This window comes from Micromonospora echinospora, from assembly GCF_014203425.1.
Taxonomy (GTDB): domain Bacteria; phylum Actinomycetota; class Actinomycetes; order Mycobacteriales; family Micromonosporaceae; genus Micromonospora; species Micromonospora echinospora_A.
This window is the reverse complement of the sequence record NZ_JACHJC010000001.1, coordinates 230369-248265: the sequence shown is the minus strand read 5'-3', so window position 1 is coordinate 248265 and position 17897 is coordinate 230369. Positions and strand designations below refer to the sequence as shown.

Annotated in this window: 10 protein-coding genes and 3 rRNA genes; 5 read left to right on the top strand and 8 right to left on the bottom strand. The window is 68.0% G+C overall.

Annotated elements, in window-relative coordinates; translation table 11 throughout:
• Window positions 1–46 precede the first annotated feature (46 nt).
• The 7 genes from FHU28_RS32970 to FHU28_RS01120 form a co-directional block, all read right to left on the bottom strand.
• Window positions 47–1480 carry a condensation domain-containing protein gene (locus FHU28_RS32970; RefSeq protein WP_184679981.1) on the bottom strand — a complete coding sequence of 478 codons (1434 nt, stop codon included), beginning with the start codon at window positions 1478–1480 and terminating at the stop codon, window positions 47–49.
• On the bottom strand, window positions 1468–2157 hold the full coding sequence (locus tag FHU28_RS01145; RefSeq protein WP_184679979.1) for a hypothetical protein: 690 nt from the start codon (window positions 2155–2157) through the stop codon (window positions 1468–1470). The genes FHU28_RS32970 and FHU28_RS01145 overlap by 13 nt, the downstream gene beginning before the upstream one ends.
• Window positions 2132–3307, bottom strand: coding sequence for a hypothetical protein (locus FHU28_RS01140; protein WP_184679978.1), 1176 nt, complete (start codon window positions 3305–3307; stop codon window positions 2132–2134). Before FHU28_RS01140 ends, FHU28_RS01145 begins: the two co-directional genes overlap by 26 nt.
• 47 nt (window positions 3308–3354) lie before the next feature.
• Window positions 3355–4695 (bottom strand): MATE family efflux transporter, encoded by a 1341-nt coding sequence (locus FHU28_RS32965; protein ID WP_184679977.1) that lies wholly within the window; start codon window positions 4693–4695, stop codon window positions 3355–3357.
• Window positions 4696–4863: 168 nt separating this feature from the next.
• Window positions 4864–6582, bottom strand: coding sequence for an arginine--tRNA ligase (argS, locus tag FHU28_RS01130; protein WP_184679976.1), 1719 nt, complete (start codon window positions 6580–6582; stop codon window positions 4864–4866).
• 271 nt (window positions 6583–6853) lie between these two features.
• Entirely contained in the window at window positions 6854–7912 is a 1059-nt protein-coding gene (gene trpS / locus FHU28_RS01125) for a tryptophan--tRNA ligase (protein WP_184679975.1), read from the bottom strand.
• 270 nt (window positions 7913–8182) lie between these two features.
• A complete protein-coding gene (locus FHU28_RS01120) occupies window positions 8183–8626 on the bottom strand; it encodes a PRC-barrel domain-containing protein (RefSeq protein WP_184679974.1) in 444 nt (147 codons plus the stop codon).
• A gap of 126 nt (window positions 8627–8752) precedes the next feature.
• On the opposite strand from FHU28_RS01120, the gene FHU28_RS01115 reads away from it, so the two are divergent.
• The 5 genes from FHU28_RS01115 to FHU28_RS01095 all read left to right on the top strand — a co-directional run bounded on the left by FHU28_RS01115 (window position 8753) and on the right by FHU28_RS01095 (window position 16008).
• Entirely contained in the window at window positions 8753–9001 is a 249-nt protein-coding gene (locus tag FHU28_RS01115; RefSeq protein WP_184679973.1) for an SCO4848 family membrane protein, read from the top strand.
• Between the two features lie 627 nt (window positions 9002–9628).
• Window positions 9629–11143: ribosomal RNA gene (locus tag FHU28_RS01110) — 16S ribosomal RNA — on the top strand.
• A 392-nt stretch (window positions 11144–11535) separates the two neighbouring features.
• Window positions 11536–14645: ribosomal RNA gene (locus FHU28_RS01105) — 23S ribosomal RNA — on the top strand.
• Between the two features lie 77 nt (window positions 14646–14722).
• Window positions 14723–14839, top strand: a 5S ribosomal RNA gene (gene rrf / locus FHU28_RS01100).
• Together the 16S, 23S and 5S rRNA genes form the textbook arrangement of a ribosomal RNA operon.
• 542 nt (window positions 14840–15381) lie before the next feature.
• Window positions 15382–16008: an NADPH-dependent F420 reductase gene (locus FHU28_RS01095; protein WP_184679972.1), complete on the top strand. Its 627-nt coding sequence runs from the start codon at window positions 15382–15384 to the stop codon at window positions 16006–16008.
• Window positions 16009–16066: 58 nt separating this feature from the next.
• Here the strand turns inward: FHU28_RS01095 and FHU28_RS01090 are convergent, their stop codons facing one another.
• Window positions 16067–17884, bottom strand: a complete 1818-nt coding sequence (locus FHU28_RS01090) for a VanW family protein (protein WP_184689081.1) — start codon at window positions 17882–17884, stop codon at window positions 16067–16069.
• Window positions 17885–17897: the final 13 nt, after the last annotated feature.

Sequence of the window (17897 nt, the reverse complement as noted above, 5' to 3'; positions counted from 1 at the left end):
GGGGCGGGGCAGGCACACGCCGCCCCGCCCCGGTCGATCGGGTCGTTCAGTGCGGGGCCACCACGCCGCGCAGACCGGCGGCCTCGCCCACCTCGGAGAGGAGCAGATCCGTGTCGAGCAGTCGCACCAGCAGGCGGTCCACTCCGATCAGGACCGCACGGATGAGGTCAGGGGGCAGCAGGGTGGTGTCCCCGAGCAGCGTCCAGCGCAGCTGCCCGGGGGTGTCGAGCACGTCGCCGACCTCCATGAAGAACGAGGGGCCGGCCGGCCGGCGTTCGGTCCACCGGAAGCTCGGCTCGGTCAGGACCCGCTGCACCACGTCACGGTCGAGCGGTGCGGTGACGGGCGGCGTCTCCGGCGCGCCGCGCATGTCGTTGAAGAAGCATCGGATCTCCGGCTCGGCGCCGCGTTCCCGGCTCACCTCGGCCAGCGCCGCCCACCCGTCCACCGGATCGAAGCGGCCGTGCCGGAAGGCCCGCACGGCCGTGCCCCAACAGTGCCGGACCAGGTCGGAGAAGGCTGGCCCGGTCAGGTCGACGACGGTCGGCATGTGCTGGGTCAGCGTGCCGATCGAGGCCCGCTGTGGCGCCGTGGTGCGGTTGCCGGTGACCAGGAGCAACCCGCACCGGTCGGTCTCGGCGACCACGCCCAGCAGGGCCGCGGTCACCGCGAGCGCGACCGTGGCGGTGCTGGTGCGGTACCGGTCGGCGAGCAGCCCAAGCACCGGCGCCGAGATCGGCGAGTCCAGGACACCGCGCCAGAATCGGGGTTCGGCCGGCGCCACCGGCCGGACCGCGGCGAAGTTGTCGAGCGGAACCGCGTTCAGTTGCCGGCGCAGGTGGGCCACAGCGGCGGCGCTGACCGTACGACCCCGGGGGGAACGCTCGAAGGCGGCGAGGTCGGCGGGATGAACCAGTTCCGGAGTCGCCGGATCCGGGCGCCCCGCCGCCCGGCAGGCCAGCATTTCGGCCAGCACCCGCGCCGCCAGGCGGCTGCTCTGCAGGTCGGCCGCCAGGTGAGCGATGCAGAGCACCAGTGCCCGGGGCACCTGCCGGTGCACGTAGACCAGGACGCGCATCGGCAGGTCCCGATCGTGGTCGAACGGTGTCGCCTGAAGCTGCTCGTCCAGTTCCCGGGCGGCCGCCGCGAACTGCTCGGCCGGACCGGCGCCGGAGAAGACCCCGACCGGGATGCTGCCGCTGTCGAGCACCTCCTGGACCAGCCGGCCGTCCCGTCGCGGGAACCGTGTGCGCAGTGCCTCGAAACGGCCGGCCAGCGCGCCCACCGCGGCGCACACCATGGCCAGGTCCACTCCCTCGGGGATCAGCAGGGGGACCGTGACGTTGTAGGCGGCGCCCGACGGCATCCGCCGGATGTCGCGTTCCACAAGCACCTGCCCCCACGTCAGCTGCTCGACGATCGCCCGGGAACCGGTGAAGCAGGCCGGCTGCCAGCGCACGTCCGCGGTCAGGCCGGGCACGATGCGTAGCCGTCCAGCGTGCGGACCGCCGCGTCCCGGCGGTTCTCCAGGTAGAGCTCGTTCCACCGGCCCAGCCCGGCGTCGGACGCGTGCGGGCCGAGGAACCGGGCGGCGACCGACGCGCGGTAGTCGGCCCAGGTGGCAGCCGGGCTGACCAGCCGGCTGGCGGCCGGTACGGTCCGCGCCGGCCGCGGCGGCAGGCTGCTGCCGGCGCACACGGCGTCGGCCCAGCTCTCCTGCTCGTCGAGGGTGGCCAGTACGGCGTCGAACGGCAGACCACGCAACTCGGCGACCGCCACCGCGCGGCTGCGGAAGCCGGTCGCCGACACCGGGCCGAACCGCTCGATCGCGATCGCCACCGGCAGCATCGCGCGCGGCGCGAACCACTCGCAGCCGAGCACGGTCAGCGTGGGCAGCCCGCCGGTGTCGACGTCGTCCGCGGCGACGATCCGCCACTCCGCGAAGGGCAACGCGACGCCCGCGGCCCGGAAGGTGACCGCGTCGGCGCCGCAGTCCGGGCAGGACATGATCCGGACCGCCATCGGGGGTGCGGGCGGGCGGATCACCCCCGGCGGTTGATCGGCCGGAACGAGGAAGTGGGCCGCCGCCTCGCGGCGCGCCATCCGTTCGACCACGGTGCCCAGGGCCGGGTCAGGAGTCGTGGCAAGCGTGGTCATGTCGGGTGTCCTCTCCACGGGCGTCGGCCGGAACGCCGGCCGTGACGAAGGTGCCAGGGCTCCGGCGGTGCAGGCCGAGGGCGACCGCGGCCACGCCGAGGTCGATGAGCGCGCTCCGGCCGGCGGCGCCGAGGGCCGCACCGTCCAGGGCGGTCAGGCCGGAGTCCACCCAGGTCGACACGGCCGCACGGATCCGGGCGGGGTGGGCGGGGACGAGTGGGACGGGCAGTTCACGGCGGACCGCCGCGGCCTCCCGCCCGAGCAGGTATCCGGCGGCCCAGATCTCCAGGGCGGCCCGCGCCGGGGGCCGCGGCCCCGGACGGTTGTCCAGGTACGCGGCCAGCGCGGTCGTCACCTCCTCCGCGTCGACCCCGATCAGGTCGCACCAGTCCGCCCAGTACCAGCAGAACTCGTTGCCTCCGGGCTCACCGGTGTGCGGCCGGAGCAGCCGGATCAGGCAGCGCGAGTCCTTGACCCGCACGACGTACTCGTCATGGGACTGGTAGCGGGACCGCGACGCCAGGGTCGTGTCGATCCGGGGGTCGAGCTCCCAGTGCGTGTCGGACGGCGCCGGCGGCGCCCACACGGTGGCGTGGTGCCGGCCGCCGTGCCCGGCGATCAGGGTCGGCAGCCCGCGGTTGTCGACCAGGTGCGGCACCGTCGCCAGCAGCGGCACTCCACGTTCCCGGCAGTACCGGGCGATCATCTGGTCGTCGTCGGTGACCTCGTCCGGGATCGGCGCCAGATAGGCGGCCAGGTCCGCGGCCACGTCGGCCGGCAGCAGGAACGCCAGCGCCGGGATCCACTCCATCGGGGACAGCGCCGCCCACGGCGATCCGGCGACCGCGGCCAGCCGGCACAGGAAGCTGTTCTGCGGGCTGCTCCAGTCGGTGTACAGGGCGATGCCGTGGGCCGGGCGACGCGCGATCGCGGCGACCACGTGGGTGGCGAAGTCGTCGCAGACCCGGGCGTCGTCCTGCAGCACCAGGTGATGCGTGGCGCCCTCGGCGATCGAGGCCCAGGCGACCTTCGCGGTCCGCAACGGGCTGCGGGCGGCGTCGGGGTCCGGGTCGTGCACGATGCGCGCGGACAGCGGGCGGCACGCCTCGACGAGCGGGTCCAGGGCGACGTCGCGAGCCGGATGATGCATGATCGTGACGCTGAGACGGACGTCCCGCGCCCGCCACTCGGGGCGGCTCACCGGGCCTCCGCCCGGCTGGTCCGGCGGACGTGCCGCCACGTCAGCAGCGGGACGAGCAGCATGCCGCCGACGTTGAGCACCGCGATCGTCCAGTACAGGGCCGACGGATCCTGCTGGGTCCGGGCCAGCGCGCTGCCGACCACCACCATGCCCCCGAAGTAGGGCACGTTCAGCAACAGCGCGATCAGGCCCCCGCCGACCTGTTCGAGAAGGAGCAGCGTCATCACGTTCAAGCCCAGACCGATGTAGGTCAGGCCGACGATCGCCAGGAAGCGTCCGGTCTCCGACGCGACGGTCGGGTCACCGGCCAGCAGCGCGGCCAGGGGCTCCCGGCACAACCAGATCGCGGCGGCCAGCACCGCGTACACCGCGGCGGTCAGGCGAAGTCCGGAACCGAATGCCGTCAGCCATTCCCCGGGCCGCCCCGCGCCCCGCATCTGGTTCAGCACGATCGCGGTCGCCGAACCGAGCGCCGAGGCGGGCACGATGAGCAGATTCTGCAGCGCGCCGGCTGCCGAGTACCCGGACACCACGTCCGGCCCGAACGGGCTGAGCGCCCACAGCAGGCCCGCGTTCGCCACGGCCATCACCACGAACGACGCGGTGACCGGCAGCCCGGTGCCGGTCAGACGCCCGATCGCCTCCGGCCGCCAGGTCAGCGGGCCGCTCGCCGTCCAGAGTCCGCAGCGGTACACCTGCACCATGCCGACGGTCAGTGCGGCCACGCCGCCGCCCGCGATAGCGACCGGAAGCGCGTACACGCCGAGGTCGGTGCCGAAGCCCAGGACCGCGACGCCGCCCACCTCCAGGGTCGCGCCGGTCAGCACCACGGCCGCCGCGGAGCCCGGCCGGCCGTAGCCGCGCAGGCTCGACGAGAGCAGCACGGTCGGGAAGAAGATCAGGTTGGCCAGGCAGGCCCAGCGGGTGAAGGCGACGAATTCCCCCACGGACGCGTCCGGGACGTTCAGCAGCGCCGCCAGCCAGGGCGCCGCCAGGATCAGTACGAGGCTGACGGTGCCCCAGACGGCCATGCCGACGCGGGCCATGCTGGCGGCGACCGGGAGGACGTCCCGTGCCCGGCCGGCGCCGCGGCTCACCGACGCGGCGACCTGGTTGCTCACGTCGAAACCCACCTGGAGCGCGGCGAAGAGCAGCGCCAACGGTACGTAGAGGGAGCGCACGTACATCGCCTCGACGCTGATCCGGGCCATCAGCGCGATCACCACCACCGGCACCAGGACGCCGGCCGTCTCGCCGAGCGCGATCGTGGCGGCGAGGCGGCGGATCCGGGCCGCGCCGTCCCAGGCGACAGTGGTCGGTGCTTCGGTGGTGCTCACGACGGCACCACCGTCGCCGCGCCGGTAGTCGGACGTTCGGGCATGACCCACCCCCATGTCGGGCTCGCGGAGACGCACCGACCATAGATACGCGCGAATCAGGCCCACAAGCTGCCCAAAGTGCTATGCCCAGGGAGGTGTCGGAGCCGCCAGGAGGGGCGGGCCGCCTCACAACCTTTCCGGGGTACGGATGCCGAGCAGGTCCAGGCCCTGCCGCAGCACCCGACCGGTCAGGTCGCACAACACGAGCCGGCTCTCCCGTACCGGCCCGTCGGCCCGCAGCACCGGGCAGCGCTCGTAGAACGCGCTGAACGCGACAGCCAGCCGGTGCAGGTACGCGGTCAGCCGGTGGAACTCCAGGCCGTCCGCCACCTCCTCGACCACCGCGCCGAAGCCGACCAGTTCCATCGCGAGCGCCCGCTCGGCCGGCTCGGCGAGCGTGACCTCCGCGTCCGGCCGCGCCGCCGCGCCGGCCCGCCGGAAGATCGACCGGACCCGGGAGTACGCGTACTGGAGGTAGGGCGCGGTGTTGCCGTCCAGCGACAGCATCCGCTCCCAGTCCAGCACGTAGTCCTTGTGCCGGTCCCCGGACAGGTCGGCGTACTTGATCGCGCCGATGCCGACCGCGCGCCCCACCTCGGCGGCCTCCGCCTCGCTCAGTTCGGGGTTGCGTTCCCGGGCCAGCGCGGTGGCCCGCTGGACCGCCTCGGTGAGCAGCCCGACCAGCTTCACCGACCCGCCGGCCCGGCTGCGCAGCATCCGCCCGTCCGGGCCGAGGATCGAGCCGAACCCGACGTGCTCGGCCCGCACCGGTTCGGTCAGCCAGCCGGCCTGCGCGGCGACCGCGAACACCATCTCGAAGTGCCGCCGCTGCGGCAGCCCGACGACGTAGAGCAGCCGGGTCGCGTCGAGCGCGCCGGTCCGGTGCCGCAGCGCGGCCAGGTCGGTGGCCGGGTAGCCGTACCCGCCGTCGGACTTGCGCACGATCAGCGGCAACGGCTCGCCGTCACGCCCCACCGAACCGGGCGGGAACACGCAGTCCGCGCCGTCGCTGCGCCGCAGCAGTCCGAGCCGGTCCAGCTCCTCGACAGTGGGCGCGAGCTGGTCGTGGTAGCTGCTCTCGCCCCGGAAGTCGTCGCCGGTCAGTGTCACGTCGAGCAGGTCGTACACGGTCAGGAAGTAGCTCTCGGACTGCGTCACCAGCAGCCGCCACAGCCGCAGCGTCGCCGGGTCGCCGCCCTGCAACGCCACCACCCGCAGCCGCGACCGCTCCCGGAACGCCTCGTCGTCGTCGAACTTCGCCCGCGCCGCCTTGTAGAACCCGTCCAGGTCACCCATGGACAGCTCCTGCGCCGCCCCGGCCTCGCCCAGGTCGAGCAGGTGCTCGATCAGCATGCCGAACGGCGTGCCCCAGTCGCCGAGGTGGTTGGCGCGCAGCACCCGGTGCCCGAGCCACTCCAGCGTCCGGGCTGCCGCGTCCCCGATCACGGTCGACCGCAGGTGCCCGACGTGCATCTCCTTCGCCACGTTCGGCCCCGAATAGTCGACCACCACGGTCTCCGGCTCGGCGACCACCGGCACGCCGAGCCGCGGGTCGGCGGCCATCGCGGAGACCAGGCGGCCGAGCGCGTGCCCGGACACGGTGAGGTTCAGAAAGCCCGGACCGGACACCTCGACCGCCGCGCAGAGGTCGGCGAGCGCCGCGCGCTCCCGTACCTCCGCGGCGATGTCCCGCGGCGGACGGCCGAGCCGCCGGGCCAGCGCCAACGCCGCGTCGGACTGGAAGTCCGCGTGCTGCGAGCGCCGCACGGCCGGGTCCACCGGCACGCCGGCCACCGCCGCGAACGCGGGCGCCAGCCGGTCGGCAAGCAGCTTTTCAAGATCCATGGGTACGCCGATCTCGCTGTGGATCCGTCGCGCGGATCACCTGACGGGAACGCGACGGCGGAGCGAGGACGATCGATGACGACCGGCGGCTCGATCCGCCGGTCGCAGGAGAGGAAGGCTCAGCGCAGGCGGTCGCGGGACCGCCGGCGTCGCAGCGCGCCGAGCCGGACGTCGGGGGACGTCATCGGGTACGCGTGCGAACTGGCCATGTCGGCAGCGTAACCGGCCGGCCCGGGGTCGGCGCAAGCGCGTACCCCGGGCCGGTCTGTGGTCAGGCCGAGGTGGCGACGGCCTTGCGGTAGCGCTCGGCCCGGCGCCGCACCTGGGTGTACGCGCTGCTCAGGCCCATCGCCCGGCGCACCTCGACGAGCGTGCGGCGCACCTCGACGCGGGTCCGTTCGGTGCCGGTGACGATCAGCTCGTCGACCAGGCCGGGCTGCGCCTCGAAGCGGGCCCGGCGCTCCCGGATCGGATCGAGGAACCGGTTGAGCGCCGTCACCAGCGCCTCCTTGACCTCGACGTCACCGACCCGGCCGGCCCGGTAGCGGTCCTTGAACTCCGCCACCTGCGCCCGGTCCGGATTGAAGACGTCGTGGAACTCGAAGACCGGGTTCCCCTCGACGGTGCCGGGCACGTCGGCGCGGACCCGGTTCGGATCGGTGTATATCCCCATCACCTTGCGGCGCACCGTCGCCGCGTCGTCGGAGAGCGCGATGGCGTTCCCCTTGCTCTTGCTCATCTTCCCGGCGCCGTCGGTGCCGACCAGCGTGGGCGTGGCCGACATGAGCATGTCGGGCACCGGGAAGACCTCGCCGTAGAGGTGGTTGAACCGCCGGGCGATCTCCCGGGTCACCTCGACGTGCGCGGCGTTGTCCTTCCCGACCGGCACGACCTGCCCCTTGACGCAGAGGATGTCGGCGGCCTGGAGGACCGGGTAGCCGAGCAGGCCGTACGGCATCTCGTCCTTGCCGGCGTCCCGGGTCATCTCCTTGAGCGACGGCACCCGTTCCAGCCGGGGCACCGTGATGAGGTTCTGGAACAGCGTGTTCAGGTCGCCGACCTCGGGGATCGCCGACTGGAGGTAGAACGTGGCCCGCTCCGGCTCCACCCCGGCGGCCAGGATGTCGGTGACCATCTCGCGGGCGTTGTGCGCCACCTGCTCGATGTCCGCGCGGCTGTTGCGCGTGGTGAGCATGTGCAGGTCGGCGATGATGAAGAAGCTCTCGTACCGCTGGTGCAGCCGCACCCGGTTGGCGATGCTGCCCACGTAATGGCCGAGGTGCAGCCGCCCGGTCGGGCGGTCGCCGGTGAGCATGCGTGCAGAGGGCATGGTCGTACGCCTTTCGTGCCGTTCGCTGGCGGGGAGACGCGACCCGGGTGTCACCCGGGTCGGTGGAGCGGGCTCGTCAGAACGAGCGCCGCCATCGCCCGCCGGCGCGGAACCGAAGTCCGCCGGCACGGAGTACGTCGAGGATCTGCTCCCGGCCGTCGGCAGCATGGCCCGGAAGACCGGCACGGGTCTCCGGGAGGCAGCTGCGCGGCCGGACCATGCCTGACACGGTAACTGCTCACCGGCCTGCGCCGCTGCCTCCTGCCGCGCTCACCGCTGTCGATAGCTCTCGGAGTAGTAGCTGCCGACCTGCTCCCGGTACTCCGGGTGCGCGAAGTGGTCGCTGTCGAACGCGGGCGACTCCTTCACCTGGTCGCGGGTGCGGTCCACGTGCACCACGCGGTCCAGGTGGTCGACCCGGGCCACCGTGCCGGCCGGCAGCAGCACCTTCTTCCCGAAGATCCACGGTCCGGTGTCCACCACCAGGTAGCGCGCGTCGGCATCCTCGTTCGCCTCGTCGATCGACCCGATCCGGCCGTCAGTCGCCTCCACGTGGTAGCCGGTGAGGTCGAGCGGCGTACCGGGGCCGGGGGCGTCCAGCTGGTCGTCGGTGTCCGAGGCGCGCTGCCGCGGTACGTCTCCGGGCCGGGTCTGGTCGTACCCACCCGCCAGGGCGGACGGGTCCCGCCAGGCCCAGGGGTTGAACGGCTGCATAGGTGGCACCTCCCGCGCATCGGCTCGACACCGTGCACAGTGCCCCGGCGGCCACGACGGAAACACGTTGCGCCGTCCCCGGGGCCCTGACCTGCGCGGACGGGTGCGCTGGCATACTGGCCGACCATGGTCCTCTCGCGTGGTTGGTCGCTGTTCCTGGTCGCCGTCGGGGTGTGGACCTGGGCGATCTGGCCGAGGTTCGCGGTCGCCATCTGGAACGACGAGCGCGCCTGGTCTGCCGGCGTCGTCGGCGAGGGCAGTCCGACGGGCTTCCTCTGGGTGCACGCCCTGCTGATCGGCGCCTCCCTGGCGATCGGCACGACTGTGGGAGTCCTGGGCATCCGCGCCTATCGTCTGCGCCGCAGACGGGTGTGACGCGCGCCGCTGCCCACCGATTTGACGATCAAACCTGTGGACGCGTAACTTTCTCTCTGCCAGCGCGGAACGGGGCAAACAGGACGAAAGTCCTGAAGCGCCGAACCGGGACTGGTGCCGGGTCCGAACGAGGTTTTCGCCTCCGCAGGACCTGGTCCGGGCGAGGCTCGCCGAGACGCCGCAGGGCGGATTTGGCGGAGCGAAACCGACCGGGTAAGGTTGTCGACCGGCAGGGAACCGGGCGAGCTAGCGGGAAACCGCAGCGGCCGGCCTGCCAAATCCGATGATCAGACGCAGCGGGTGACCGCTGCGTGGGCTCAGCGGCGCCGACCCGTACGAAGCGTGACAGACCGGGACACACGGTTTGACACGGCAGAGACGGTGAGGTAACGTAGTAAAAGTGCCCGGCGCGAGAGCGGCGGGCAGTTGAACGAAATACCCCGGTCGGGGTTCCACTGTGTGGGGCTTTCTGGTTGGTGTGTGGTTGTTCTTTGAGAACTCAACAGGGTGCTTGTAAAGCCAGTGCCAATTGTTTTATACCCCGGACTGGTCAGGCTGTTGTCTGGCTGGTTGGGATTCCTTTGGCAACACTTTTTGTTGTCAGGTTGATTGCTGTTCGACAAGTTTTTGTTGGAGAGTTTGATCCTGGCTCAGGACGAACGCTGGCGGCGTGCTTAACACATGCAAGTCGAGCGGAAAGGCCCTTCGGGGTACTCGAGCGGCGAACGGGTGAGTAACACGTGAGCAACCTGCCCCAGGCTTTGGGATAACCCCGGGAAACCGGGGCTAATACCGAATATGACCTTGCACCGCATGGTGTTTGGTGGAAAGTTTTTCGGCTTGGGATGGGCTCGCGGCCTATCAGCTTGTTGGTGGGGTGATGGCCTACCAAGGCGACGACGGGTAGCCGGCCTGAGAGGGCGACCGGCCACACTGGGACTGAGACACGGCCCAGACTCCTACGGGAGGCAGCAGTGGGGAATATTGCACAATGGGCGGAAGCCTGATGCAGCGACGCCGCGTGAGGGATGACGGCCTTCGGGTTGTAAACCTCTTTCAGCAGGGACGAAGCGTAAGTGACGGTACCTGCAGAAGAAGCGCCGGCCAACTACGTGCCAGCAGCCGCGGTAAGACGTAGGGCGCGAGCGTTGTCCGGATTTATTGGGCGTAAAGAGCTCGTAGGCGGCTTGTCGCGTCGACTGTGAAAACCCGCAGCTCAACTGCGGGCCTGCAGTCGATACGGGCAGGCTAGAGTTCGGTAGGGGAGACTGGAATTCCTGGTGTAGCGGTGAAATGCGCAGATATCAGGAGGAACACCGGTGGCGAAGGCGGGTCTCTGGGCCGATACTGACGCTGAGGAGCGAAAGCGTGGGGAGCGAACAGGATTAGATACCCTGGTAGTCCACGCTGTAAACGTTGGGCGCTAGGTGTGGGGGGCCTCTCCGGTTCCCTGTGCCGCAGCTAACGCATTAAGCGCCCCGCCTGGGGAGTACGGCCGCAAGGCTAAAACTCAAAGGAATTGACGGGGGCCCGCACAAGCGGCGGAGCATGCGGATTAATTCGATGCAACGCGAAGAACCTTACCTGGGTTTGACATGGCCGCAAAACTGTCAGAGATGGCAGGTCCTTCGGGGGCGGTCACAGGTGGTGCATGGCTGTCGTCAGCTCGTGTCGTGAGATGTTGGGTTAAGTCCCGCAACGAGCGCAACCCTCGTTCGATGTTGCCAGCGCGTTATGGCGGGGACTCATCGAAGACTGCCGGGGTCAACTCGGAGGAAGGTGGGGATGACGTCAAGTCATCATGCCCCTTATGTCCAGGGCTTCACGCATGCTACAATGGCCGGTACAATGGGCTGCGATACCGTGAGGTGGAGCGAATCCCAAAAAGCCGGTCTCAGTTCGGATCGGGGTCTGCAACTCGACCCCGTGAAGTCGGAGTCGCTAGTAATCGCAGATCAGCAACGCTGCGGTGAATACGTTCCCGGGCCTTGTACACACCGCCCGTCACGTCACGAAAGTCGGCAACACCCGAAGCCGGTGGCCCAACCCTTGTGGAGGGAGCCGTCGAAGGTGGGGCTGGCGATTGGGACGAAGTCGTAACAAGGTAGCCGTACCGGAAGGTGCGGCTGGATCACCTCCTTTCTAAGGAGCACCATCCACCGAAAGGTGGTATGGAGCCCGCGGCCTGCGAATGTCGGGTCGGGGTGCTCAGATGGCGGAGACACTGGCAAGTCAGGCGCCGGCAACGGCCAGGAATTTTCTTAGTACAGCTGCTCTTCGGGGTGGTGGGAACGGGGTTCTGGTGCGGCTGGTGGATGGCGTATAGCACCCTGTTGGGTCCTGAAGGAACAACCCGTGTGGTTGTCTTTCAGAGCCTTGAGATGCCCCTGTGTGGACTGTGTTCCGGGGGGCGGAAGGCGCCAGGCGCGGCCTGGTCTCGCATACCGCCGGCGGTTGTCGGGTTTGGTGTGGGGCTTGTGGGTTGTGGGTTGGTTGTTTGTTGAGAATTGCACAGTGGACGCGAGCATCTTTGTGGTCAAGTTGTCAAGGGCGAACGGTGGATGCCTTGGCACCAGGAGCCGATGAAGGACGTGGGAGGCCGCGATAGGCCTGGGGGAGCTGTCAACCAAGCTGTGATCCCAGGGTGTCCGAATGGGGAAACCCGGCATCAGTCATGTGATGTCACCCGCACCTGAACACATAGGGTGTGTGGGGGGAACGCGGGGAAGTGAAACATCTCAGTACCCGTAGGAAGAGAAAACAAATAGTGATTCCGTGAGTAGTGGCGAGCGAAAGCGGATTGAGGCTAAACCGGCTGCGTGTGATACCTGTCAGGGGTTGCGTGGTCGGGGTTGTGGGACCCTGCTGAATGAGCTGACACTTGTTCAAGGAGTTACAAAGTCAGTGGCTAGTCGAACAGTCTGGAATGGCTGACCGTAGACGGTGATAGTCCGGTAGGTGAAAGCTGCTGGTCTTCTGTGGGTGTTCCCGAGTAGCGGCGGACTCCTGAAATCTGCCGTGAATCTGCCAGGACCACCTGGTAAGCCTAAATACTTCCTGGTGACCGATAGCGGACAAGTACCGTGAGGGAATGGTGAAAAGTACCCCGGGAGGGGAGTGAAATAGTACCTGAAACCGTTCGCCTACAATCCGTCGGAGCCTTGCGGGGTGACGGCGTGCCTTTTGAAGAATGAGCCTGCGAGTTAGTGGCATGTGGCGAGGTTAACCCGTGTGGGGGAGCCGTAGCGAAAGCGAGTCTGAATAGGGCGTTTTCAGTCGCATGCTCTAGACCCGAAGCGGAGTGATCTAGCCATGGGCAGGCTGAAGCGCGGGTAAGACCGCGTGGAGGGCCGAACCCACCAACGTTGAAAAGTTGGGGGATGACCTGTGGTTAGGGGTGAAAGGCCAATCAAACTCCGTGATAGCTGGTTCTCCCCGAAATGCATTTAGGTGCAGCGTCGCGTGTTTCTTGCCGGAGGTAGAGCACTGGATGGTCTAGGGGGCCCACAAGCTTACCGAAATCAGCCAAACTCCGAATGCCGGTAAGTGAGAGCGCGGCAGTGAGACTGCGGGGGATAAGCTTCGTAGTCGAGAGGGAAACAGCCCAGATCACCAGCTAAGGCCCCTAAGCGTGTGCTAAGTGGAAAAGGATGTGGGGTCGCATAGACAACCAGGAGGTTGGCTTAGAAGCAGCCACCCTTTAAAGAGTGCGTAATAGCTCACTGGTCAAGTGGTTCCGCGCCGACAATGTAGCGGGGCTCAAGCACACCGCCGAAGCTGTGGCATTCACATTTTAACTTCGTGCCTCCTTGATGGGGTATGCAGGTGTGTGGATGGGTAGGGGAGCGTCGTGCCGGGGGTGAAGCAGCGGGGTGACCCAGTTGTGGACGCGGCACGAGTGAGAATGCAGGCATGAGTAGCGAAAGAAGGGTGAGAAACCCTTCCGCCGGATGACCAAGGGTTCCAGGGCCAGGCTAATCCGCCCTGGGTGAGTCGGGACCTAAGGCGAGGCCGAGAGGCGTAGTCGATGGACAACGGGTTGATATTCCCGTACCCGCGAAAGAGCGACCCTGACGAACCTCGTTGTGCTAACCACCCAAACCAGCCAAGACCTTCGGGTTGAGGTTGGGGAGCGTGGGAACCTGGCGGGTAGTAGTCAAGCGATGGGGTGACGCAGGAAGGTAGCTGATCCCGGCCGGTGGTTGTGCCGGGGTAAGCGTGTAGGCCGTGCCGTAGGCAAATCCGCGGCGCATATAGGCTGAGACGTGATGCCGAGCCGATTCAGGTGAAGTCAGTGATCCTATGCTGCCGAGAAAAGCCTCTAGCGAGTTCTTAGCGGCCCGTACCCCAAACCGACACAGGTGGTCAGGTAGAGAATACCGAGGCGATCGGGCGAACTGTGGTTAAGGAACTCGGCAAATTGCCCCCGTAACTTAGGGAGAAGGGGGGCCGGAGACGTGAAGCCCCATGCGGGTGGAGCGTTGTATGGCCGCAGAGAGCAGGGGGAAGCGACTGTTTACTAAAAACACAGGTCCATGCGAAGAAGTAATTCGATGTATATGGACTGACGCCTGCCCGGTGCTGGAACGTTAAGGGGACCTGTTAGCTCTTCGGGGCGAAGCGGAGAACTTAAGCGCCAGTAAACGGCGGTGGTAACTATAACCATCCTAAGGTAGCGAAATTCCTTGTCGGGTAAGTTCCGACCTGCACGAATGGCGTAACGACTTCCCCACTGTCTCAACCACAGGCCCGGCGAAATTGCATTACGAGTAAAGATGCTCGTTACGCGCGGCAGGACGGAAAGACCCCGGGACCTTTACTATAGCTTGACATTGGTATCTGAATTAGCTTGTGTAGGATAGGTGGGAGCCGGTGAAGTCCATACGCCAGTATGGGTGGAGGCAATCTTGAAATACCACTCTGGTTGATTTGGGTATCTAACTTCGGACCGTTATCCGGTTCAGGGACAGTGTCTGGTGGGTAGTTTAACTGGGGCGGTTGCCTCCTAAAGGGTAACGGAGGCGCCCAAAGGTTCCCTCAGCCTGGTTGGCAATCAGGTGTTGAGTGCAAGTGCACAAGGGAGCTTGACTGTGAGACTGACAGGTCGAGCAGGGACGAAAGTCGGGACTAGTGATCCGGCACTGGCATGTGGAAGCGGTGTCGCTCAACGGATAAAAGGTACCCCGGGGATAACAGGCTGATCTTCCCCAAGAGTCCATATCGACGGGATGGTTTGGCACCTCGATGTCGGCTCGTCGCATCCTGGGGCTGTAGCAGGTCCCAAGGGTTGGGCTGTTCGCCCATTAAAGCGGTACGCGAGCTGGGTTTAGAACGTCGTGAGACAGTTCGGTCCCTATCCGCCGTGCGCGTAGGATACTTGAGAAGGGCTGTCCCTAGTACGAGAGGACCGGGACGGACGAACCTCTGGTGTGCCAGTTGTCCCGCCAGGGGCACGGCTGGTTAGCTACGTTCGGAAGGGATAACCGCTGAAAGCATCTAAGCGGGAAGCTCGCTTCAAGATGAGGTATCCCACCCACCTTGGTGGGGTAAGGCCCCCAGCTAGACGACTGGGTTGATAGGCCGGAAATGTAAGCCCGGTAACGGGTTCAGTTGACCGGTACTAATAGGCCGAGGACTTGACTACTAAGCTGCTACGCGTCCACTGTGCAACTCTGAACACACAACAACCCGCAGGTTGGTTGTTTGATATGTTCATAGAGTTACGGCGGTCATGGCGGAGGGGAAACGCCCGGCAACATTCCGAACCCGGAAGCTAAGCCCTCCAGCGCCGATGGTACTGCACTCGGGAGGGTGTGGGAGAGTAGGACACCGCCGGACAAACATTTGATTTCAGGGCCACCCCACACGGGGTGGCCCTGAAACGCATTCCCCCACAGCCGGCCACCCCGCCGACACCGAAACACGAACCTCAACCGCCCGCCACCACACCGGCGCCCACTTCGCCGAAGTGGGCGGCAACGGAGTGCTGCGGATCCCGCCATTCCCCGAACTGGCAAGCCGTTCACCAGTTCCCCCGAGGTGGCGGCAATGAAGTGCCCTGGACCCAGCCACCTCCCCGAACTGGCGAGGCGTTCGCCACTTCCCCGAAGTTGCGGCAACGAAGTGCCCCCGTCCCCGGCACTTCGCCGAACTGGGCGAACCGGGCGGCCACCACCACGCCGAAGTGGCGGGCACGGGCCGCCGCCCACCCACACCGCCCCGGATTCAGGGCTGGCCGACGGGAATCACCACGACGGCCGCGTCAGTCTCGTACCGTCGAGCCGGGACCGCCGACGCACGCCGACTCAGCGGCCCGAAACGTGACATGGCGTACGCCCGGGCCGTGGTCGGGGCGGTGCGCACGGGGTACAGGAGTGGGCATGGAGATTGGAATCATCGGGTCGGGGCACATCGGGGGCACCCTCACCCGTCGTCTGCGTTCACTCGGCCACGACGTCGCGGTGGCCAACTCCCGCGGGCCGCAGAGCCTTGCCGACCTGGCCGCCGAGACCGGCGCCCGGGCGGTGTCGGTGGAGGACGCCGTGCAGGGCGCCGAGCTGGTGGTCATCGCGATCCCGCTGAAGGCGGTGCCGGAGCTTCCGGCGAGCCTCTTCGACGGCAAGCTGGTGGTCGACGCCAACAACTACTACCCCCAGCGGGACGGCGACATCGCCGAGCTGCTGGACCGGAGCCTCAGCTCCAGCCGCTGGACCGCTGACCACCTCAAGGGCGCCCGGGTGGTGAAGGTCTTCAACAACATCCAGGCGACGCACCTGATGGACGAGGGCAAGCCGGCGGGTACGGCGGGCCGGATCGCGCTGCCGGTGGCCGGGGACGACGCGGACGCCAAGCGGATCGTGATGGGCCTCGTGGACGACCTGGGCTTCGACCCGGTCGACGCGGGCACCCTGGACGAGAGCTGGCGTCAGCAGCCCGACACGCCCGTCTACGGCACCGACCTGGACGCGGACGGCGTACGCGAAGGGTTGGCCACGGCGCGGCCGTGAGAAGCATGGAAAAGGCCCCGCCGGATGCGTCCGGCGGGGCCTTTCCGCGTTTCGTGGATCAGTTGCCGCCCGGTTTCGGGGCGCAGATGAAGCGCGGCTCGGCGTCGTAGCGCCAGCTGAACTTCTCCCGCCTGAGGACCTTGCCGTCCTTCTTGATGACCCGGTACGCGTCCTGGGCGAACCCGATGGCGCCGGCGGCGGGGATGCAGGACGGTCCCGGCGTCAGGTACACCGTCTTCGGCTGGGTGATGTTGCGGCGGGGGCCGTACTCCGTCTTGACGCTGTCGTAGATCTTGGTGCTCCAGATCGAGACGGTGATCGAGCTGGACGTGTACGAGGTGTCGATGAGCACGCCGTGGGGCGTGTTGTTGCGGAACTTGAAGTCGAGCTGCGGCCAGTAGATGGTCGACTCGATCACGGCCGGGTAGCGGCTGAAGTAGAACGAGTGCGGCTTGTGCTCCACGTCCTCCAGCCCGGCGTAGTAGGTGGCGTTGAACAGCGTGGTGGTGAACTGTGAGACGCCGCCACCGACACCCGGCACCAGCTTGCCGTTCACGATCGTCGGCGCGTCCTTGTATCCCTGGTCGTAGCCGCGTTCGCCGGTGTGCCCGTTGAGTGAGAACGTCTCGCCCGGCTTCACGAGCGCGCCGTCCACGTCCTTTGCCGCGCGGACGATGTTCTGGCTGCGCGGGGAGGAGAGGCCGCCGGTGAAGTGGGTGGTGAAGCTCGACACCCGCTCCTTGATGCCCAGCTTCGCCAGCTCCGCCTCGGTCAGCTCGGGCGCGGCCGGCTTGAGTTCGGCGGTCACCGTGCGGCCCTCGGACTTGGGCAGTACCGCAAGCAGGGCCGGGCCGAGCGCGGCGGCGTCGACCTGGCGGCCGGCCTTGCTGGGCACCACTTTCGGCTTGCCGCCGCTGATGGTCAGCCCGGCGTCCTGCGGCTCGACCTCCAGCTTCGTCAGCCGGTCGCCGAGCGCGGCGCGGAGCCGCTTGACGTCGACCTTCGGGGTGAGTGTGCCGGCGTCGTCGGCGGAGAAGCGCAGCGACCGGGCGATGGCGGTGGGCGGGATGGTGACGGAACCGCCGTCGGTGGTGAGTGTCACCGGCGCGGCGACCGCGGGCCGGGCCAGCTCGGCGACCAGGCGGTCCACCTCCTCCTGGGTGGTGGCGGGCCACTTCTCGACGAGCGGCACGGTGACCGGCTCGGCGGCCAGCCAGCCGGCCTTCACCACAGCGGTGGCGCCGTCGGTGTCGACAGTCAGCGCCGGCTTCGGGTAGACCGGCTTCGGGGTGGTGCCGGTCCAGATGATCGCCGGCATGGTCATCTCGCGTCCCTGCGAGCCCATCACCTTGCGCAGGGCGGCCTCCAGCTTGTGCTGGTCGACGGTGACCACCGGCTCGACCGTACGGGAGCCGACGAGCCGGCTCACCGCGTGCGCGTCGGCCTCGGCGGCCGCCGCCACCGTGGCGTCCACGTCGATGGCGAGCCCCACGTCGGAGGGCTTCAGCTCGGCCTTCTTCTCACCGACGGTGACCGCCAGCGGTGCGTTCAACGTGTCGGCGCGGCGCTCCAGCTCGGCGCGGAGCGCCTGGGCCGCCTCCGTGCGGCTCCGCCCGCCCAGCTCGGTGCCGAGCACAGTGGTGCCGCGGGGCACGTCACCGGCGTACGCGTAGGCGCCCAGGCCGACGCCGCCGGCGAGCACGGCCGCGACGATCCCCCCGGCCAGCAGCAGCCGGACCCGTCGCGACCGCCCCGGCCTGCCCGACTCGCCTCCGGGCGGTGTGGCGACCGGCTCCATCTCGACGCCGGGCCAGCTCACCGCCGCCACCTTGATGGTGGGCCGGTCGTCGGCAGCCGGCACCTTCTCGCCGTACATCGTCACTGCAACC